Origin of the sequence: uncultured Streptococcus sp. (genome assembly GCF_963521865.1) — a bacterium.
In the GTDB taxonomy this organism is placed as follows: Bacteria; Bacillota; Bacilli; order Lactobacillales; family Streptococcaceae; genus Streptococcus.
Genome location: NZ_CAUQWY010000004.1, coordinates 1 through 21,070, shown reverse-complemented (window position 1 = coordinate 21,070; position 21,070 = coordinate 1). Strand labels below are relative to the sequence as shown.

At 38.0% G+C, this 21,070-nt stretch carries 14 protein-coding genes; 3 read left to right on the top strand and 11 right to left on the bottom strand.

Annotated elements, in window-relative coordinates:
* Nucleotides 1-66: 66 nt before the first annotated feature.
* The 9 genes from RWO85_RS02155 to RWO85_RS02115 form a co-directional block, all read right to left on the bottom strand.
* Nucleotides 67-543, bottom strand: coding sequence for a type I restriction endonuclease subunit R, EcoR124 family (locus tag RWO85_RS02155; protein WP_314413793.1), 477 nt, complete (start codon nt 541-543; stop codon nt 67-69).
* Nucleotides 544-672: 129 nt separating this feature from the next.
* Complete coding sequence (locus tag RWO85_RS02150; protein ID WP_314413707.1) at nt 673-1,548, bottom strand: Abi family protein; 876 nt, start codon at nt 1,546-1,548, stop codon at nt 673-675.
* Between the two features lie 204 nt (nt 1,549-1,752).
* Nucleotides 1,753-2,610, bottom strand: a complete 858-nt coding sequence (locus RWO85_RS02145; RefSeq protein WP_314413705.1) for a Fic family protein — start codon at nt 2,608-2,610, stop codon at nt 1,753-1,755.
* A 201-nt stretch (nt 2,611-2,811) separates the two neighbouring features.
* Nucleotides 2,812-4,413: a type I restriction-modification system subunit M gene (locus tag RWO85_RS02140; protein WP_314413703.1), complete on the bottom strand. Its 1,602-nt coding sequence runs from the start codon at nt 4,411-4,413 to the stop codon at nt 2,812-2,814.
* A 64-nt stretch (nt 4,414-4,477) separates the two neighbouring features.
* On the bottom strand, nt 4,478-5,686 hold the full coding sequence (locus RWO85_RS02135; RefSeq protein WP_314413702.1) for a restriction endonuclease subunit S: 1,209 nt from the start codon (nt 5,684-5,686) through the stop codon (nt 4,478-4,480).
* Nucleotides 5,679-9,644, bottom strand: coding sequence for a hypothetical protein (locus RWO85_RS02130; protein ID WP_314413700.1), 3,966 nt, complete (start codon nt 9,642-9,644; stop codon nt 5,679-5,681). The genes RWO85_RS02135 and RWO85_RS02130 overlap by 8 nt, the downstream gene beginning before the upstream one ends.
* Before the next feature lie 124 nt (nt 9,645-9,768).
* The gene (locus RWO85_RS02125; RefSeq protein WP_314413699.1) at nt 9,769-10,530 is read right to left on the bottom strand and encodes a DUF6261 family protein; all 762 of its coding nucleotides are present in this window, start codon (nt 10,528-10,530) and stop codon (nt 9,769-9,771) included.
* A 25-nt stretch (nt 10,531-10,555) separates the two neighbouring features.
* On the bottom strand, nt 10,556-10,771 hold the full coding sequence (locus RWO85_RS02120; protein WP_314413698.1) for a hypothetical protein: 216 nt from the start codon (nt 10,769-10,771) through the stop codon (nt 10,556-10,558).
* 387 nt (nt 10,772-11,158) lie between these two features.
* Nucleotides 11,159-14,149, bottom strand: a complete 2,991-nt coding sequence (locus tag RWO85_RS02115; RefSeq protein ID WP_314413697.1) for a type I restriction endonuclease subunit R — start codon at nt 14,147-14,149, stop codon at nt 11,159-11,161.
* Nucleotides 14,150-14,296: 147 nt separating this feature from the next.
* Between RWO85_RS02115 and RWO85_RS02110 the strand changes: the two genes are divergently transcribed.
* Complete coding sequence (locus RWO85_RS02110; RefSeq protein ID WP_314413696.1) at nt 14,297-14,914, top strand: TVP38/TMEM64 family protein; 618 nt, start codon at nt 14,297-14,299, stop codon at nt 14,912-14,914.
* 319 nt (nt 14,915-15,233) lie between these two features.
* Here the strand turns inward: RWO85_RS02110 and scrK are convergent, their stop codons facing one another.
* Together scrK and RWO85_RS02100 are read right to left on the bottom strand one after the other, a co-directional pair.
* Entirely contained in the window at nt 15,234-16,121 is an 888-nt protein-coding gene (gene scrK / locus RWO85_RS02105) for a fructokinase ScrK (protein WP_314413695.1), read from the bottom strand.
* A gap of 148 nt (nt 16,122-16,269) precedes the next feature.
* The gene (locus tag RWO85_RS02100; protein ID WP_314413694.1) at nt 16,270-18,153 is read right to left on the bottom strand and encodes a sucrose-specific PTS transporter subunit IIBC; all 1,884 of its coding nucleotides are present in this window, start codon (nt 18,151-18,153) and stop codon (nt 16,270-16,272) included.
* 380 nt (nt 18,154-18,533) lie between these two features.
* Between RWO85_RS02100 and RWO85_RS02095 the strand changes: the two genes are divergently transcribed.
* Both RWO85_RS02095 and RWO85_RS02090 read left to right on the top strand, forming a co-directional pair.
* Nucleotides 18,534-19,988 (top strand): glycoside hydrolase family 32 protein, encoded by a 1,455-nt coding sequence (locus RWO85_RS02095; protein ID WP_314413693.1) that lies wholly within the window; start codon nt 18,534-18,536, stop codon nt 19,986-19,988.
* Nucleotides 19,969-20,934, top strand: a complete 966-nt coding sequence (locus tag RWO85_RS02090) for a LacI family DNA-binding transcriptional regulator (RefSeq protein ID WP_050241919.1) — start codon at nt 19,969-19,971, stop codon at nt 20,932-20,934. Before RWO85_RS02095 ends, RWO85_RS02090 begins: the two co-directional genes overlap by 20 nt.
* Nucleotides 20,935-21,070 lie beyond the last annotated feature (136 nt).

The following is a 21,070-nucleotide window of genomic DNA, read 5'->3' as shown; positions in this document are numbered from 1 at the left end:
TGAATAAGTCTCTACTAACAACTGAATCTTACGTAAAACTTCTTGCTTTTTCCGTTTATGCGCTCCCTATCTACGAGAAGTTGGTAGAATAATCGAATCCAAATCAGTCCCACTATTTTCAGCATAACCTCGTTGAATTGATTTGTCTATGAATAATTGATAATCAGCTACAAGTTTCTCAGACTCAGCTAGGTCGCGAATCGCGATTTTCTTGCGTTCCTTGCCATATTCATAGAAAGCATTGATAATCCAATCATGGTCTTGCAATTTTTGCAAATCGGTATCATTGATAAATCCAATAATCAACTCTTCTTTGGCGCAAATATCGATACTAGAACGAATCACACGACTAACTTCTTCTTTCATTACTTCTTTAGACTCAGAATTCTTAGATTTTTCAACAATCAATGCAAGAATGTAGTCCAGATTAATCTCATCTGTTTTTAAGAGTTCGATTTCAAATTCAACATCTGAAAGATCAACATCCAAATCCTTGGTCTTTTCATAATTTTTAAGGTTCAAAAATTCATCTCGAATTTCCACATAAGTACTTCGTTTTTCAAGTATATGAGGTAATTGTTTTTCCACGTTTTAGAAATGCCACTTCCCCCAACTCTTTCCACTCAACAGGACAGTTTCGGATTTCTTCTAGGATGTTCATATTATACTTCCTCATTTCTTTAGTACTTCTTCCCACTCCTCTACAAATCCAATATGATGCAGATGAATTACTGCTTGATAACGTTTAATGAGTGCTGACAATTCCCCTAGAAATCCTTCATTCCATTTTTTCTTATCAGGATAGAGACTTTTAACTGCATAAAGTTGTGCCATTAGTCTATTTTTCAATTTACTATTTTCGTTCATGAAAGTAGGGAGTTGACCAGGTATCTTTGTGAAGCTTGTATAATATAATCGATTATAGTGGGCACAGTAATTTCTTAAAACCACTGCAACTTCTAAATAGGTTCTAACTTGAGTAGACTTTATACCAACATTTTTAGCAATATCTTTCTGGATATCTATCGGAGAATCTGCAAAAAATTTCGAAGTCATTCCAAAAGTAAAAAATTCTACTAAAACCCAAATAGGAAATTCACCATCATATTTTCGCTGATGATGCTTATAAATCGGGCTTTTCTTCCTATGCTCCAACTCCTTTTCAACATTTCCTAAAAATTCATTATGTTTATGAAATTTATTAAAAGCAGTCGCTTCTCTATAAGCTAAGGCTCCGTATTTATTTCCATGATGATAGGCAACTTGAGTCCTAAAATACAGCTCAATATCCTCTAAATACTTGAAAATAAGCAAACGTAACTCTGCATCAAAACAAGCAATTCTATAAATTTTCTCCAAAGAAACCTTGCTAGAATCATATTTCTGCGTCTCTTTATCACGAAAAGGTAAAAAATAAGCAGTTAGCCGATAATAATTAACCTTTTGTAAAATATCAATCGCATACTCATTTGATTTGATATCTTTACAACCATGCTCAATTAATTTGGCCACCTGCTCATCCCAAGTTTTAAATTCTTTAATTTTCATAATAACTTCCGTATAAAAAAATGTCCGCCTTGTCACATCAAAGAGAGGTGGGCGGTCCTATTAACTCTATTATACCGTTTTTAACAGATAATTCAAGGATTTTTTACTTTTTTTGAAATTATGCCAAATTCCTTCGTTTCGAAAGAAAGTTGAGTCGCCAACTCAGAAATCTTCTGCAAGAGATTCAATATTTCTTCTGTTATTTTATAGTTGGGTATCATCGTCTTCCTTCTTTCTACTCGAAAACATTCTAAATCTTCTAAGCCTTGAGCAAAGAAAACGTTCATCTCTTAAGTCTATTTCTAAATCATGTTGCCCAGCTAATAAGAGATTTTCAAAAAATCGTTCCAGATATTCTGTTTTCTTCTGGAATAGCTTCGCATTATCAAGAACAAGAGCATCTCGAAAATACTTTGCATTTTCTTGTAAGGGTTTGTTGTCTACCTGAAATCCCATAGTTCTAAGATACTTAATCAAGAATACGGTTATGGTTCGAGTATTTCCTTCTCCAAAAGGATGAATTTGCCAAATACCTGAAATAAAAGTCTTAATATGTTGCACTACTTCAATATCAGATTTTCCTCGATAGTCAAATTGACTTTCCTGCTGAAAATCATAGGTCAAACTATCTGCTACCGTACGAAAATCATCATATATGACACTGTCTCCATTTAAAACAGCCTCACTTTTTGTAATGTTATAAGAGCGGTATTCTCCCAAGGGAATGCCTTGTGGCAGGAGGCCAAAGAAAAGCTCTCTATGAATCAATTTCAATGTTGTTGGAGCAAATTTAAAGGCATTAGAGGACAAGAGCTCCACAATTCTCATGGCAACAAGGTCTGCTTCTCTTGTGCTATCATCCGTCTCTTGGTGATAAGCCGTTACTTGATTATAAACTTCTTGATAAGTCAACTTTCCTTGAGAATTTTGCTGTGCGAGCTCTCTCATATACGGCGACGGCTCTAAATCATCTACCTTTTGTAAACCAAATCCCGTTTCCCATAGGTCTAATTTAGTCTCATAAGAGAGTCTGGGATTATCAATTTCATAGGTCGGTGTCATGGTTTTCCTTTCTAAACAAAGCTTCAAGTAAAATCTATACACTCTATTCTACCATATTAAATCTTTAAGCTCCTTATACAATTTCACAGTTCTCTGTTCTATAGAGCTTGAAGAAAGCCCCTCCTCGCTAATGTTAGAAAATACAACTATATCGATCTAGATAAAGTTGTATCTTAAATATGGGCGAATCAATTGGATCCATCACCCTTTAAAATTTTTCAAAAACTTTTTGAGTTCAGCATCGACTTCTGGCGTGGTTCCGTGTAGTTGACCGAGCATTTCGAGTAGGGAAGCGGTTTGGTTTTGGATTGCTTGATTTGTCGTGTTAATCTTGCTAACGATTTCTGTCAGTGGTTCGACTTCTTCTTCCTCAAAGGTATCTACATAGCGAGGGATATTAAGGTTATAGTCATTTTCGACGATTTCTTCATAGCTTGCCAGATGGGCAAACTTGTCAATCTCCTCACGTGACTTGTATGCCTCTAAAATCTTCTCGATATGAGCATCCGTCATGATATTCTGATTTTTCCCCTTATCAAACTCCTTAGAGGCATCGATAAAGTAGACATCACGGTTGGTACGGTTCTTTTTGAGAATGATAACCGTAGTCGGAATGCTGGTATTAAAGAAGATATTGGCTGGAAGACCGATAACCGTATCAATAGCTCCTTCTTCTAACAAGGCCTTGCGAATGGTTCCTTCCGCATTTCCTCGGAAAAGAACACCGTGGGGAAGGACGATAGCCATAACCCCATTATCCTGCTTGAGATGGTAGTAACCATGCAAGAGAAAGGCAAAGTCAGCTTTGGATTGGGGTGCCAGTTTCCCAAAAGGAGAGAAACGAGGATCATTCAGGAAGCCAGAGCTTGCAGACCACTTGGCAGAGTATGGAGGGTTCATGAGAACACCATCAAAGTTAGTCGGTTCTTGAGTAGGCCAGTCTTCATCCAGTGTATCGGCATTGTGGAGAAATTGATTCTCAACTGGAACCCCGTGTAGAATCATGTTCATCCGAGCCAAGTTATAGGTCGAAGTATTGAGTTCCTGACCAAAATAGACCACTGTCTGCGGTTTATGAGAGTATTTCTTGGCATTAAGTAAGAGAGAGCCAGACCCCATAGTCGCATCATAGATGGTAAAACCTAGCTGGTCCTCACGACCCAAAAAGGCAATCTGAGTCATGAGCTTGGCAACAGGCTGAGGTGTATAGAACTCACCAGCCTTCTTGCCTGAGTCAGTCGCAAACTGACCGATCAAATACTCATAGGCATCCCCCAGCATATCGCCAGCATGACCAGCCACATCTAGCACAGCCAACTCTTTCATGACAGCCGCCACCGTTTGGTTTTGCTTTTGCGGAGTTGCCCCTAGCTTTTTAGAATAGAGATCAATATCTTCAAAGAGATTTTCATAGAGTTCGTCACTCTGCTCAATATCTCGAAAACCCTGAGCCAAATCTTCCAACTGGAAAGTCCCCTCATTGACACGTGCTACCAGAGCCGTAAAGGTCAAGTCAGGCTTGATACTATAGTTGAGTTCGTCCTTCATGACTGCAAGAAGATCCTCGTGGGTGGCCGCATCCTCATAGTAGTTACGATAGACCTCAAGGGCAGCCTCTAGACTCTCACTCCCCTCCTCCATGGTCTCCGCCACGAAAAAGAGCATCTTATCTGACAGATACTTATAAAAGACCATACCCAAAAGATAGGACTTGTAGTCATTAGCATCCATCTTAGAGCGGAGAACATCCGCTGAGTTCCACAGGGCTTGGTAAAGCGACTGGGAAGTTTGTGTTGTTTCCATAATGTTTCTTTCTAAAGTTTTAAATATAACTGTTAAAAGTGATCACTTAGTAATCACTAATCATCTAGATAAACATATCCTGCAAGAGTTTCTTTTTCAAAGTCTCAAGCTGAGAAATTTTTTCTTGATAAGAATTAATGAGGTTATCAAGGTTGGAGAAGTAGGCGCCGATGGCTTGTTGTTCTTTAATAGTTGGAATAATAATTGAAATATTCATAAAATCATCAAAACTAATATTTAACAATCCATCCATTCTAGCCCCCGATGAAATGAGTTTCCCTAATTCCCGATCTGGAATTTTTGTTGAAAACATAATTTCAATAAACTTTGCATCAGCTAGTTTATTAACTCTAAAACTGTGATAAACCTTTGGAACAAGTGCTTCTTCATAATCCTGTAATTCAAAAACAACTCCATATTTTGCTAATTTTGAATTACCATGGTTATATGATAATTCTCCTTTTTTTAACAGAGTATAATTCTTTTGTTCTTTTCCAGCAATATTAGCAGAAAATCGATCAATTTGATTCATCCAACCGCCTGATGCAGAAATTGTTAAAGTTGGCAAATCCATTCTTCCATCATTACCCTGAACACGATAAGCGACATCTTTTAATTTAGATTTTTCCCACTCACCTTCAAATCCATCCAAACGAATCTCAGGAACAGTCTGTCCAGCTTTTGGAAACATCTTGGAAAGCATGGTCGCCTTGAAAGATTGGTAGTTGGTAAGATTGTCCTTGTAGTTAGACAGGAGATCATCGAGATTGCGAAAAAGAGAGCCGATAGCAGATTGTTCAGAGATACTTGGAAGAGCTATTGTAGTTTCTAAAATATTTTTATTGTACAATCGCTTAATAGTTGTTCCTTCAATACCTTGCCATTTTACTATGGAATAAAATTGTTTGAGAAAAGAATTATCTAACCGTTCATCATGTTTTAGCCAGACAATATTTGAATCTTGAAAATAGGCTTCCTCTCCTTGATATTCTACCGTCCTACCGATACTTCCTGAAGCAGAAATCAAAATATCTCCAATTTCAGGATATGGATATTTAGATTTATACTCCTCAAATTTTTCACGAGTAATAAATGAATCTGGTTCGCTACCAAAAGTACCAATTTTATAAAATGGAATCTCTCCAACTTCTGAAGTTTCCTCCTTGAAAATTCGCTTATTCATAGCTACTGAAGCAAGTTCACCTATTTGTTTACTTTCCCAGTTATCACTAAAATCACAGAATCTTACTGCAGGAATACTATTTTTACTCATTATTTTCCTCCAGAATGTCTTTAAATTCGATCTGCTTACTTCTAAATCCATATAGCTGTAATACAGAATCTTCACGTCTGGACTTATCAGAAAGTAACTCCCTTTTCTTTAAGTAATCAAGAAGTTTTTTGTTAAATTCAGAATACGAAATCTCCGCATATTGATTACCATTTCCTCCGTTACCTTCATTTTGATTTAATTTGTCAAAGGCCACTTCCCATTCAGTATAGATAGCATCATCAATTTGTTTATTCAAGATTTGCATAATATCCGATAGTTCTAATAAATCTAAATATTTACCTAGAAAAGCAAGCTTATCCAGTTTAATTCTATTTTCTGAATTATAAATTAATTTTTCAAAAAGTTTTTTCTTATGTTTAATCAAAACATCATTCGCATTCAGAATTTCTTCATACAATGAAAAGCTAATTTCATTTTCATCTAATTCTATAAATTGGTTTATATATTTTTTAACAATACTCTGAATTTCAACTTGAAGTTCATTTTCAACTTTTTCATATGTCTTCTTGGGCAGTAAATATTCAAAATTACTGTCATCAAAATGATTATTCAAAAGAAATATTCTTATTCTTATGTCATCTTCCATTTTAAAATCGTATCTTGCTATTAATTCTAGCAATTGTTCTTCATCTCGAATATCCCTCTCATCATTTATATAATCCTTTATATTATTCCAAATAAAATTAGCTAGGGAGCTTGGATATTCTTTTCGGAAAAATTCAAGGTTTAGTCTATTGAATTCAATTAGATTATCATCTGTTAATTTTTCCAACTGAGATTCACTCATACCTATTTCGCTAAATTTTTCATAATATCTATCCCCAGTGGCATTAAGAACTTTTTTTCGAATATTTTTTTGTAATTTCTTTGATTGTATTATATATTCTTCAAATTTTTCTTGCACTTCATCATCGAACCGTAGATAAATCTCTTTATCAAACTCGAAATTTGGATTTTGATTAATAAAATCTATCAAGAAATTATCCTCGTCCTCATTTTGACTAAAATAATCTAAAATAATTTCAGTATTTACTTCTGCTTTTTGAGTAATTACAAGATTGTTAACCAGTATTTCTCTATTTTCACTAGATAGGTCATTGAATTTATCTTGAGTATAAGTTATATAAAATTCTGGAATACTAGCGATTATCTTTTCTGCTAATGTAACTTTCTTGATATTTTCATCGTTACCTAGCTTTTCAGATTCATCATTTTCTAACTTTTCCTGAGGTACTTGATGATTAAATACACCATCGTTATTTAGAAACTGTTCAATATACTCAGGTTTATCACGCATTTCCCCCTCTGATAGAGTAATATACATTAGAATATACTTTAGAAATTCTTCATCGGAAGATTGACAATAATCCATTAAAGGTTTTAATCCATTTTGACTAGTCATGATTTCATAATTTTTATGTTTTACATCTGATAACTCTGTGCCCGTATCAGAATACCGTTCCATGAAAAATAGTACATTAGATTTGCAAATCTCGTATAAGCCATTCTTATAAATATAATTCAGCACATTTTCCTCATATCCTGAACTCTCAAAATAAAATTCCTTAATTTTAAAATCTATAGCCGATAAATTGAAATTAAACTGCTTAAAATCACAATAATTATTATGAAAAATATTAAGAAAAACCTCTTGTGTCATCTCTAGATATTTAGAAATATGGCCTTTTGTTTCTTTTGTACAATCTCTCAAATCAACTAAATTCATTAAAGATAATATCAATTTTTTTTTATCAACGTAAATAAAATAGCTATGGTCTTGGTAAATATATTCGTTGAAAAGATTCAAATTATGATGTAGCCATTTTCTCAAAAATACCCTTATATCACGCTCTGAGAAAAACGATTTATTTTCAACATTTAATCTAAATAATTCGTTATAAAAGCCCAGTAAAAATTCTAAAATATTATCTTGGTGAAAGATTAATTTCAACTTCTCATTATGTTCATTTGCATATAACAGAAATCTAAATAAATCATAATTTAACACATTACTACTTTTATAATTTTTTAATTCTAAATAATTAAAGATTTCATCAAAATTTTTTAGAGAAATATTATATTTATTCTGTCTGCCAGAAATTACATTTCTTAAATATTCTTTTTCTTCTACCGTTATCGTATTCGCATAGAAATGAGTTAAATAATCTTGATAACTCTCATCAATATAAGCATTTCTAATTAGGAAAGAAATTATAGAGAATTGAGGATTCTTTCTTATTTCTTCTGTAAAATCACTTTTAAAATCATTAATATCTGTAGCATATTGATAAACGTCTGATAATCTATAACTATCTAGTTCACCAAATTCATCATTTATTTTCTTAATTTCTTCTTTTAATTTTTCTATTATTTTTTTATTTTTTGTATTCTTTAAACGCTCTTGAAATTCCGGAGTATTTTTTTCAGGAAATATATAATCAATTGTTACTTCTTGAGAGTTGTAATTGTTATAAGCGCTGTAAAAAGTTTCAAAAACAATAATCTTACTATCTTTATTGAGTAATTCTTTAATGAATTCAGAGTACGACGTGAACTGAGATTGGGACTTCCCATTTACTTTTATTACTTCTTTTCCGATTGGGATTTTGAAAATAGTTCCATATAATTCAAGATCATCGTTTAATTGTTCTTCCTCTGCCTTCTCTATCTTTTTATCCAATTCTTTTATCTTACTATATAATTCCTCCCTACGATTTTTTAATGCTATTTCTTTTGAGTTCAACAATTCATATAAATACCCTTGATTTCTTTGCAAAAGTGAAAAATCTTTAGGGAAAATATTTTTGTAGACTACCATTGAAAAAATTTTCTCACGCTCTAACGGTAATTTCCTTAATGTTTCTTTATAAGTCAGATACTCATTGCAAACATTATTGATTAATCTCATATCATCGAGATACAAAGAAATATTAAATAAAAAGGTTTTATCTAAACTATCGTATTCCCACATTTCTGTTAGCAATTTTTTTAATATGTCATGAGAATTAGAAGCAGTTACAACAGGGACTATAGGAATAATAAAATCAAAAAACTTCGTTCTTTCTTGTGATTCAAACAAATCATCCTTTACAAGATAGAAAAAGACTAGTTTACGTTTGTGATTTGCCTTTCGATTTCTATTAATAACTATATTTAATTCCTTTAATTTTTCAAAAATTCTAGAGTCATTAAAACGTTCAATATCTTCAAATACTATGACATCTGCTCCTGATTGCTTGAATAAATAAAGGACATCGTCTAAGTATCGATCAAAATAGGATACTTTAGAATTATCATTTGAAAAAATTTCGATATCAGTTTCAATTTTTTCTGCTTTTAAGGATAATTTTTTGATAAAACCAAAATCTTTTTGTAGCTTCAGTAAAAAATAAAATCCATATACAATTAAAACAAATAAAATTACTAGTACAAAAAGGGAAATAATAGGTTTCGTAGTCCAAGATAACCAAGAAAAGTTATGAATTAAACTATTCCACGAAGAAATATTTAGCAAGTACAAGGATAATAATATTACTAAACCTAAATAGATAGAGATATTAAAAGGTTTAATCTGCGATTCTGCATCAAGAGTTTTAAAAATTGATTTTCTTATTTGATTAGGATTAATTTGATGAAGTAATTGATTGATTATTTTTCCTTCGATAGTATTGATTTGACGACTATTAAGCCCATTCTTTTCATTGTTTATCGTTTCATCATACTGCCCTAAAGAAATATGAATGAATTTTTTATCGGTACATTTTCTCTCAAAACTCTCAACAACACTACTTTTCCCTGCTCCATAATTCCCGGTAATAGCTACGTTGGTTACTTCCGAATTTTTGTCAATCGCAAATTCAAGTGCTCTTTCTGTCACTGGCTTTATTTCAACATCTTTATTTGAAGTAAGTGCTCTAAACTTATATTCTCTTTCCATTAATTTATCTCTCCCAATAATTACTATATGTTTAAACTAATACCATTATATCAATTCTTACTGAGTATATAAAGCTTTTATACACAAAATAACCCCTTAGAAATCCGCTTCTAAGGGGTTGTCTTTATCCTGCTGCTTGGGCTGGTTCTGCTGGTTTGGTCTTTTTATCTTTCTTGCTGCTAGTGATGAGACGGCGCTTGCTATCTCGGATACTATTGAGTTCCTTGAGGAGTTGAGTCAGGTGTTCCTTTTCAGGGTAGGCTTCTGCACTGGCTGCGGTATAGCGCATAAAGAGGTCGTAGCTAGTTGAAAGTTCGTTACGGAGTTGTCTGGTCTTGCCAACTTCCTTGGCAGACTTGTGAGCGCGCGCCTTACTTTCCACCTGATCATATTCCTCTTGAGCATTGACCACCGCCGTCAGCATAGGTGTCAGTCCTAGACTGGTAACTGCCTCATGATAGGGTGTTTCACTAAGCGTTTTGAGAAGGCTCTTGATTTCTGCCGTTTCTACATCGTTGCTGTGCTTAGTGATGTCCTTGTACTTGGCAAAGACTGGTTTCAGAGTTTCATGAGCTCCTTTGAGCTTGGCATCCTTAATCTTCGCAAATCCTCTATGAAGGGTAAAGAGACCGACCAAGGCACTATCACGATTGCGATCGACTTCTGTCAGATTACTAGACTCTTTCGTCTCCACTGCCGCAAGTTGAGCTTGAAAATCATCTAGCTTGGTCTTGAAGGGTTCCAAATGTTTGGCATACATGCCCTCATCCTTGTTTGCCTTAGAAAAAGTAGCCAAGCTTTGATGAGTATCCATCATCAGGCTTTCAAACTCACGGTTGGTAAAGTTACTATAACTAAGCGGACGAATAGCGTATGTTTTTGTCATGATGATATCCTTTCTATTTAACGAATCATTTATTATCTTCTCTATCAAACCAAGACTGGATTAGTTCTGGAAGATAGACCTGTTTTTGATCTGTTTTTACAATACTTCCTTGTCTATCAGGTTGAATCAAAGGTCGATCCTTAAATACAAAGACTTGAAACAATGCACAGACCAAAAATAGAAGCCCCCATAAAGGAAGTGTCGATAGCATACTCTCCTCATTTTCTTTATCTTTCTTCATCAATTTTTCTCCTTTAAGTTGATACATTCATTCTAACAGTTCTTCAAAACATTTCGGCTCCCATCCGCTCAACTGTCATTATTCCCATCTAAAATGTACTTTTCAGGACAACTCAGATATTTCCAAAATCAAAAATCCCTATCTGACTGGAAATAAACTCCGTCCATTAGATAGAGACTCTTACTATTTTTAGATTTTAACTTTTCTAGCTTTAGAATACATATAAACTTTAGGAAGGACGATTATTCGAAAGCTAGAAGACCTCAAAACTTTCTCAGATAAGCTATTCGAAACATAGAATACTTTTAAATTTATGGAATGACGATTGTTCTAAAGCTAGAATGCACATAAACTTTGGGAAAGAGACCTATTCTAAGTCTAGAAGGACTACCTCCCAACCCTCAACGGCTCAATGACTTCCTCTACTAGCTGGGTATAGGCTTCCTTGATTTGTTTTTTATAGAGGAGAGGATTGAGGGCATCCGTCACCTCTAGCTTATAGTCCTGATAGCGCTGGCTCTTAGTCAGCTGGCTTTCTCCTAGTTGTTTTTTAGCTCCCTTACGGTAATGTTCGACATAGTAACGGAGTTCATCTTCGCCGACATACCAGCGCTTGCTAAAGACTTGGATATGTTGCTGGATGACCGCCTCTATCATCTGATCTAAGATATTTGCGATAGCCTGACCACGATAGCTTTCCGGATGTTCTTGTACCTCTCTCCAAAGTTCAGTGATGATCTGGGCAAGATTTGGATTGGTCTTCTCAAGGCTCTGAATATAATTATCCACCGCTTCCTTATCTTGAGCGCTTAGGTTCTTTTCTTGACTTTGACCTTGTTCAATCAGGCTTTGGATCAAGGTTAGGATATAAGCATAGTTAATTTCGTCCACTTGGATAGACTCCAGTTCATAGTGGATATCAAGTGGCTCTCCATCGTCATCATCCTCTACTCGGCTTTTTAATTCTGCAAGGACATTTCGATAAAGGCCCAGATACCTTTCCAACTTTTCTCCATCAAGTCCTGTCTGACTGTAAAGTTCTTCCTCATCATACTCTTTGTACACTCGGATAGAGGCTAGGTATTTATCAAAGGCTTGATAGGTTTTAGCTAGTTTCCTCAACTCAGGCGTAGAGACTTGCTCGAAATCTAGACCATTCACATAGTCATCAGTAGCAAGATTTTTGAAATCACTGCAACTCCGTAAAAAGTTCCTCTTCTCCTCTTCCCAACTCGGAGCTAGAACCTCGTTTTCACCACCATTTGAGTAGAGCTTGAGGGCATTATCGACTGCTTCCTTAAAGGCTAGAGGCTTTTGGAAGGTGATGATATGACCATAGGTCTTACTGCTATCAAAAATACGATTGGTTCGGCTAAAAGCCTGAATCAAGTCCTGCGGTTGCATGGGCTTTCTGTCGATAAAGAGAGTCGATAAACAAGGGGCATCAAATCCTGTTAAGAGACGATTGACCACAATAACCAAGTCCAACTGTTCATTTCGATAGAGGTATTTGTCCTGTTTTCGAGCAAGACGGTTATTGACATCCGTATTAAAGCCACGAAGATCCGACATGGTAAAGTGGGTATCAAACTCTTGGTTATAGTCTTCTAAAACCTGCTTCATGTGGTCTTGGTTGGCTCTTGAGTCTTCTTCGTTTTCTGTGACCGAGTAGGTGATAGTCGCCTTTGGAAAGTCAGGAAGGACCTGCTTGACCCTTTCCGATACCTTGACACGTGTCTCCCCAGCCTTGACTCGTTTGAGCAGGTCATAGTAGGCTTGGGCTTGAGGAATGGATTTAACGGTTAGGATAGCATTATAGGTCTTACCCACTCCTTTTTGGAAACCTAATTGTTGGCGCGATTTATTGATAATGGCATCCAAGACTTCCAGCATATGTTCCTCATTCTCGTAGACGGTATCTGGTATATCATTTTCAGATTTATCCGTGATGAGGGTATTGCGATAATCTACCTTAAAGCCTAAAACTGCTCCATCATGGATGGCTTCCTTGACTGTATACTCATGGAGACGGTCTCCGTACTGTTGCTGGGTGGTTTGGGCTAGATCGCCGACTTGCTGGCGTTTATTTTCCTTAAAGATAGGTGTGCCTGTAAAACCAAACCAGAGAGACTGTGGGAAAAAGACCTTAATGTCTTTTTGTGTTTGAGGTGTTACGGCACGGTGGCATTCATCCACGACAAATGCCACTCGGAGACCCTTGATTTTGTCCGCATCTCTTTGGTAAAGTCCTTGCTCAAACTTGCGCATCATAGTAGTGATTTTCTGGATGGTGGTCACCACGACACGCTTATCATTGCTTCCTAGTCGCTTGACCAAATCATGAGTATTATCCGTCTCATCAATATCAATGACATCATTGGTCGCATAGGAGAGAAATGACGAAGTGGTCTGTTGGTCCAAGTCCCTGCGGTCAACGACAAAAATCGTCTTTTGAATGGATGGAATCTGAAGGAGATTCCGAGCTACCTTATAGGAGGTCAGGGTCTTTCCTGAACCTGTCGTATGCCAGACATAGCCTGATGCTTGCTGGCGAGAAGCTTCTTGCACTGCTTCGATGGCGTGGATCTGGTAGGGACGCAGAAGGATAAGAGCCTTCTTACTATCATCAAGGACAGAATACTGCATGACCATCTGGTGGGCACGAGGGATGGAAAGGACTTCGTGGGCAAAGCTGCTCAAGTTCGTTATAGGTTGGTTGTCCTTATCCACCCACTTGGTTAGAAATTGCTTGTTGAGTTTATTCTCCCTAGCTGCAGCGATATAGCGTGTGTCTACCTTATTGGTCACAACAAACATCTGTAAGCTAGAGTAGATGCCACGGAACTTGCCTTCACGGTCATATTTTTTAATTTGATGAAAGGCATCTAAAAAAGCAACTCTGGGACTTTTAAGCTCGATTTGAATCATTGGAAGGCCATTGATCAAAAGGGTCACATCTAGCCTGCGGTCTTGATCCTGAGGATTTATCTTATCTCTCTCGACTTGGTTGACAACCTCATAACTAGACTTACCAGCTGCGATATTGTCTCGCCAAATGACAGATAAACGGATAGTCCCCAAACTAGCATCTTCTCTCTGAACCTCAACCTTGGCAATGCCATTTTCGCCGACCAACCACTTGGCCGCATCATAGTAGCTAACAAAGTTCAGTTGATTCTTTATCTGGCGTTTTTCCTGTTCTGTCAGGGGATGATCTGCCAATAGAGCTACATTGTTCTGGGCTAGCTTTTCAAAGAAGTTTTCCCATAATTGCTCTTCTGTTTTGAGATCTTCTCTGTAAGTCCATTGACTTTCCCCAGTCACCAGTTGGTTGATCAGTTGTTTTTCTATCTCCAGTTCTGGTTTTACCTGTATCATACTCTCTCCTTTGCTACTTGTCTGCTCCCTTTATTATAGCATGTTTAGCCTCAAATTCCATCACTCTTTCCATTGTAAAAAGACTCATTCCCCCTTTCTCCTCCAAAATATGGTATAGTAGAGTTATACTATCTATGAGGAGTTTACATGTCACAGGATAAACAAATGAAAGCTGTTTCTCCCCTTCTGCAGCAAGTTATCAACATCTCATCGATTGTCGGTGGGGTTGGGAGTTTGATTTTCTGTATTTGGGCTTATCAGGCTGGGATTTTACAGTCTAAGGAAACCCTCTCTGCCTTTATCCAGCAGGCAGGCATCTGGGGGCCACCTCTCTTTATCTTTTTACAGATTTTACAAACGGTCGTCCCTATCATTCCTGGGGCCTTGACCTCTGTGGCTGGCGTCTTTATCTACGGCCACATCATCGGGACTATCTACAACTATATCGGCATCGTGATTGGCTGTGCCATTATCTTTTATCTGGTGCGCCTCTATGGGGCTGCCTTTGTCCAGTCTGTCGTCAGCAAGCGCACCTATGACAAGTATATCGGCTGGTTGGATAAGGGTAATCGTTTTGACCGTTTCTTTATCTTTATGATGATTTGGCCCATTAGTCCAGCTGACTTTCTCTGTATGCTGGCTGCCCTGACCAAGATGACCTTCAAGCGCTATATGACCATCATCATTCTGACCAAGCCCTTTACCCTCGTGGTTTATACCTACGGTCTGACCTATATTATCGACTTTTTCTGGCAAATGCTTTGACATGTAAAAAATCCGTTTGGTTTCCCAAGCGGATTTTTAGAGCGAAGATTGATTATAGCTTGATACTAAATATACTTTGGTATGGAAATCATTCCTATTTTTCGATAGTGAGGCGAGGACTTACCTAGCCTTTCCGCCGTGATAGAAACACCTGAAATCTAATGGTTTCAGGTGTTCGGAAACTTTGAGACATTAGGCTCAAAGTTTAGGTATGGAATTTCGAAGAAAGTCGCTACCGTCCGTAATCACTTAAGGAAAGGCTCAAAAACATTGTTTTCAACCACAAAATCCGTTTGGTTTCCCAAGCGGATTTTGTGCTTTATTTTGAAACTTCTTTTGCAAGGACAAAGTTCCCAAGTGTGGCAGAACCATTCCCTGCGACTGCTGGAGTCACGATATAGTCACGCACATCTGGCACTGGTAGGTAACCATTGAGAAGAGATGTAAATTTCTCACGGACACGGTCCAGCATGTGTTGTTGAGCCATGACCCCTCCACCAAAGACAATCACGTCTGGGCGGAAAGTCACTGTCGCATTAACCGCAGCTTGAGCGATATAGTAGGCTTGGACATCCCAAACAGGGTTGTTGAGTTCAATGTTTTCCCCACGAACACCTGTACGAGCTTCCAAACTTGGACCAGCTGCATAGCCTTCCAGACATCCCTTATGGAAAGGACAAACACCATTAAACTCTTTTTCAATATCCATTGGATGTTTAGCTACGTAATAGTGTCCCATTTCAGGGTGACCCACACCGCCGATAAACTCACCACGTTGAATGACACCTGCACCAATACCTGTACCGATTGTGTAGTAAACCAAGTTTTCAATACGAGCACCAGCATTGTTACGGGCAACCACTTCACCATAAGCAGAGCTGTTTACGTCGGTTGTGAAATACATTGGCACGTTAAGGGCACGACGAAGGGCACCAAGCAAGTCCACATTTGCCCAGTTTGGTTTTGGAGTCGTTGTGATAAAGCCATAAGTTTTTGAGTTTTTATCAATATCAATCGGACCAAATGAACCAACTGCAAGACCAGCAAGGTTGTCGAATTTCGAGAAGAACTCGATGGTTTTATCGATTGTTTCGATTGGAGTTGTTGTTGGAAATTGTGTTTTTTCTACAACGTTAAAGTTTTCATCACCGACAGCACAGACAAACTTTGTACCGCCCGCTTCCAAGCTTCCATATAATTTTGTCATGATAAACCTCTTGTTTTTATTTTCTTTATTATAGCATATTTCAAAAGTCTAAATGTCTCTATTTTTTAGATTTTCCTCTGTAAATCTTACTATCTAATAAAAATGAACAAACATATCATTTGTTCATTTTCACATTAGAGAGGATTGATTAGATTTTCACTTCGATCACAGCATCCCCCTTCGCAACTGAACCTGTTGCGACTGGAGCTACTGAAGCATAGTCAGCTGTATTTGTAACGATAACCATTGTTGTATCATCAAGTCCAGCTGCAGCGATTTTGTTTGAGTCAAATGTTCCAAGAACATCGCCAGCTTTCACCTTATCACCTTGAGCAACTTTTGCTTCAAAACCTTCACCATTCATAGATACAGTATCAATACCAACGTGGATCAAAACTTCAGCACCATCAGTTGTTTTCAAACCAAAAGCGTGTCCTGTTGGAAATGCGATTGAAACTTCAGCATCAGCTGGTGCATAGACCACACCTTGACTTGGCTTCACAGCGATACCTTGCCCCATAGCTCCGCTTGAGAAGACTGGGTCATTAACATCAGCAAGAGCGACAACATCACCGACGATAGGAGTTACAAGTGTTTCATTTTGAAGAGCTGCTGGCGCAACTTCTTCTTTTTCTTCAGCCACTTCAGCTTGTTTTTCAGATGCAGTTGCGTCTACTTCATCTTCGTAACCAAACATGTAAGTAAGAGCAAAACCAAGTGCAAATGATACAACTACCATAAGAAGGTATTGGGCAAGTTGTCCGTTACCGATGTAAAGCATTGTACCAGGGATGATGGTGATACCATTACCAGTACCAGCAAGTCCAAGGATAGAAGCCAATCCACCACCGATTGCACCAGCAATCAATGAAAGGAAGAAAGGTTTACGGAAGCGCAAGTTCACCCCGAAGATAGCAGGCTCTGTAATACCTAGGAAGGCAGAAAGAGCAGCTGGGAAAGCAAGTGTTTTTAGTTTTGGATTTTTAGTTTTAACACCAACCGCAACAGTCGCAGCACCTTGGGCTGTCATAGCAGCAGTGATGATCGCGTTGAATGGATTAGCATGGTCAGCAGCAAGCAATTGCACTTCAAGCAAGTTGAAGATGTGGTGCACACCTGACACGACGATCAATTGGTGAACCCCACCAATCAAGAAACCACCAAGACCAAGTGGCAAGCCAAGAATTGCTTTTGTACCGACAAGAATAAAGTTTTCAACGATGTGGAAGACTGGTCCGATGACAAAGAGTCCAAGGATAGACATGACCAAAAGTGTCACAAATGGTGTTACCAAGAGGTCAATCACATCTGGAACAACCTTGCGGACAGCTTTTTCAAATTTAGCTCCGACAACCCCGATGATGAAGGCTGGAAGAACGGAACCTTGCAAACCAACAACAGGGATGAAACCAAAGAAGTTCATAGCTGTTACTTCACCACCTGAAGCGACTGCCCAAGCGTTTGGAAGTGAGCCAGAAACAAGCATCATACCAAGAACGATACCAACGGCAGGATTTCCACCAAATACACGGAAGGTTGACCAAACAACCAAACCTGGCAAGATGATAAAGGCTGTATCTGTCAAGATTTGTGTGTAAGTTGCAAAGTCTCCTGGAAGTGGCATTTCAAGAGCGTTGAAAAGACCACGCACACCCATGAAGAGACCTGTTGCTACGATAACTGGAATGATTGGAACGAAAACGTCACCGAAAGTACGGATAGCACGTTGGAACCAATTCCCTTGTTTAGCAGCTTCTGCCTTCATCTCAGCTTTAGTAGAAGTTGGCAATCCAAGAGCTACGACTTCATCGTACATCTTGTTTACTGTACCTGTACCAAAGATGATTTGGTATTGACCTGAGTTAAAGAAAGCACCTTGAACTTTTTCCAAGTTCTCAATCACTTCTTTATTGATTTTTCCTTCATCTTTGACCATGACACGAAGACGAGTCGCACAGTGGGCAACACTGTTGACATTTTCACGTCCGCCCAAGGCATCGATGACTTTTTTTGCAATTTCCTGATTGTTCATTTGCAAAAATCTCCTTATATAACATTTTGTTCTTGTTTGAAAGCGATTTTATCCGCCCTTACGACTATTATTTTATCATGTTTTAAAAATATGTCAAGCGTTTTGCAGAAAAATATTCTATCCGCTTAGTGGACACGCTTTAGATTGATTGTTTTTAACTATTTTATCAGTCATTCCTTGAAAAAATAAGTTTAAAATCATGATTAAAAAGTCTTTAATTTCATTATCTTTCATATTTTCTTAAAAAGTTTATTGATTTTCTGCTTTTGATTTATGATAAACGTTTGACAGTTTTTTCTCTTTTTTAACATAAAAGGCTTGCTTTTTTTATCGAAAACGGTTACTATTAAAAGTGATAAGATTTTTGGAGGAATGAATGAATGGAATGGACAACCGAGCGTCGTTACAGACGCTACGAAGATTGGACACAAGAAGAAATCAAGACAATTACGGAAAATATGACACAATCTCCCTGGCATACAAACTATCATGTTGAGCCAAAAACAGGACTTCTCAACGACCCAAATGGCTTTTCTTACTTTGATGGGAAGTGGGTTGTTTTTTATCAAAACTTTCCTTTTGGTGCAGCACACGGTTTAAAATCTTGGGTGCAATTGGAAAGTGAGGACTTGGTTCACTTTAGAGAAACTGGAGTCAAAGTTTTGCCTGATACTCCATTAGATAGCCACGGTGCCTACTCTGGTTCTGCTATGCAATTTGGCGATAACTTGTTCCTATTTTATACAGGAAATGTCCGTGATGAAAACTGGATTCGTCACCCTTACCAGATTGGGGCTTTGATGGACAAGGATGGCAAGATTACCAAGATTGATAAGATCTTGATCGACCAGCCAGCAGACTCTACTGACCACTTCCGTGATCCGCAAATTTTTAACTTTAAGGGTCAATATTATGCTATCGTCGGCGGACAGGACTTGGAGAAAAAAGGCTTCGTCCGTCTCTACAAGGCTGTTGACAACGACTACACAAACTGGCAAGCCGTTGGCAACCTTGACTTTGCTAACGACCGTACTGCCTACATGATGGAATGTCCAAATCTGGTCTTTGTAGGGGAACAACCTGTCCTTCTCTACTGCCCACAAGGATTGGATAAGAACGTTCTAGACTACGATAATATCTTCCCAAATATGTATAAGATTGGGGCTTCCTTTGACCCTGAAAATGCCAAAATGGTAGATGTGTCTCAACTTCAAAATATGGACTATGGTTTCGAAGCCTATGCAACTCAAGCCTTCAATGCTCCTGATGGACGTGCTCTAGCTGTTAGCTGGCTTGGCTTGCCTGATGTTTCATATCCATCTGACCGTTTTGACCACCAAGGAACCTTCTCTTTGGTCAAGGAACTCACTATCAAAGACGGCAAACTCTACCAATGCCCAGTCGCAGCTATCAAGGACCTTCGTGCTTCTGAAGAACCTTTCTCAAACCGTGCCCAAACCAAAAACACTTACGAACTCGAACTCAACTTGGAAGCCAATAGCCAGAGCGAGATTGTCTTACTTGCTGATCAAGAAGGCAAGGGACTTTCCATCAACTTTGACCTTGTAAATGGTCAAGTGACAGTAGATCGTAGCCAGGCTGGAGAACAGTATGCCCAAGAATTTGGAACAACTCGCTCTTGCCCTATCGACAACCAAGCTACTACTGCTACAATTTTCATCGATAACTCTGTCTTTGAAATTTTCATCAATAAAGGAGAAAAAGTATTTTCTGGTCGTGTCTTCCCACATGAGGATCAAAATGGTATCCTCATCAAATCTGGAAACCCAACTGGAAGATACTATGAATTAGATTATGGTCGCAAAACTAACTGATGTCGCCAAACTTGCAGGCGTCAGCCCTACTACCGTTTCTCGGGTTATCAACAAAAAAGGTTATCTCTCTGAAAAAACCATTCAAAAAGTCAATGAAGCCATGCGAGAATTGGGCTATAAACCCAACAACCTAGCTCGTAGTCTGCAAGGAAAATCGGCTAAATTAATCGGTTTGATTTTCCCAAATATTTCTAACGTTTTCTACGCAGAATTGATTGATAAGCTGGAACACCAACTCTTCAAAAATGGCTACAAGACCATCATTTGCAACAGCGAGCACGATTCTGAAAAGGAACGTGAATACATCGAAATGCTGGAAGCCAATCAGGTGGACGGCATCATTTCTGGTAGTCACAACTTGGGAATCGAAGACTACAATCGCGTGACAGCGCCGATTATTTCCTTTGACCGAAACTTGTCACCAGACATTCCTGTCGTTTCCTCTGACAACTATGCTGGTGGGGTTCTTGCTGCCCAGACCTTGGTTAAGACAGGTGCCCAGTCTATCATCATGATTACAGGGAATGACAATTCCAATTCGCCAACTGGACTACGTCACGCTGGTTTCGCATCCGTACTCCCAAAAGCTCCTATTATCAATGTTTCCAGTGACTTTTCTCCTGTCAGAAAAGAAATGGAAATCAAGAATATCTTGACTCGACAAAAACCAGATGCCATCTTTGCTTCGGATGATTTGACTGCTATTCTAGTCATTAAAATTGCTCAGGAACTGGGTATTTCTGTCCCTAAAGAGCTCAAGGTCATCGGTTACGATGGTACCTACTTTATCGAGAACTACTACCCTCAACTGGCGACCATCAAGCAACCCTTGGAAGAGATTGCCTGCCTCACTGTTGACCTTCTCTTGCAAAAGATTGAAGGCAAGGAAGTCGCGACAACTGGTTACTTTTTGCCAGTTACTCTATTGCCTGGAAAAAGTATTTAATACTCTTCGAAAATCTCTTCAAACCACGTCAGCGTCGCCTTACCGTAGATATATGGTTACTGACTTCGTCAGTTCTATCCACAACCTCAAAACAGTGTTTTGAGCTGACTTCGTCAGTCTTATCTACAACCTCAAA

Coding starts and splice junctions, on each gene's coding strand:
- RWO85_RS02150 (WP_314413707.1), bottom strand. CDS start 1,548: ATGAAAATTAAAGAATTTAAAACTTGGGATGAGCAGGTGGCCAAATTA.
- RWO85_RS02145 (WP_314413705.1), bottom strand. CDS start 2,610: ATGACACCGACCTATGAAATTGATAATCCCAGACTCTCTTATGAGACT.
- RWO85_RS02140 (WP_314413703.1), bottom strand. CDS start 4,413: ATGGAAACAACACAAACTTCCCAGTCGCTTTACCAAGCCCTGTGGAAC.
- RWO85_RS02135 (WP_314413702.1), bottom strand. CDS start 5,686: ATGAGTAAAAATAGTATTCCTGCAGTAAGATTCTGTGATTTTAGTGAT.
- RWO85_RS02130 (WP_314413700.1), bottom strand. CDS start 9,644: ATGGAAAGAGAATATAAGTTTAGAGCACTTACTTCAAATAAAGATGTT.
- RWO85_RS02125 (WP_314413699.1), bottom strand. CDS start 10,530: ATGACAAAAACATACGCTATTCGTCCGCTTAGTTATAGTAACTTTACC.
- RWO85_RS02120 (WP_314413698.1), bottom strand. CDS start 10,771: ATGAAGAAAGATAAAGAAAATGAGGAGAGTATGCTATCGACACTTCCT.
- RWO85_RS02115 (WP_314413697.1), bottom strand. CDS start 14,149: ATGATACAGGTAAAACCAGAACTGGAGATAGAAAAACAACTGATCAAC.
- RWO85_RS02110 (WP_314413696.1), top strand. CDS start 14,297: ATGTCACAGGATAAACAAATGAAAGCTGTTTCTCCCCTTCTGCAGCAA.
- scrK (WP_314413695.1), bottom strand. CDS start 16,121: ATGACAAAATTATATGGAAGCTTGGAAGCGGGCGGTACAAAGTTTGTC.
- RWO85_RS02100 (WP_314413694.1), bottom strand. CDS start 18,153: ATGAACAATCAGGAAATTGCAAAAAAAGTCATCGATGCCTTGGGCGGA.
- RWO85_RS02095 (WP_314413693.1), top strand. CDS start 18,534: ATGGAATGGACAACCGAGCGTCGTTACAGACGCTACGAAGATTGGACA.
- RWO85_RS02090 (WP_050241919.1), top strand. CDS start 19,969: ATGGTCGCAAAACTAACTGATGTCGCCAAACTTGCAGGCGTCAGCCCT.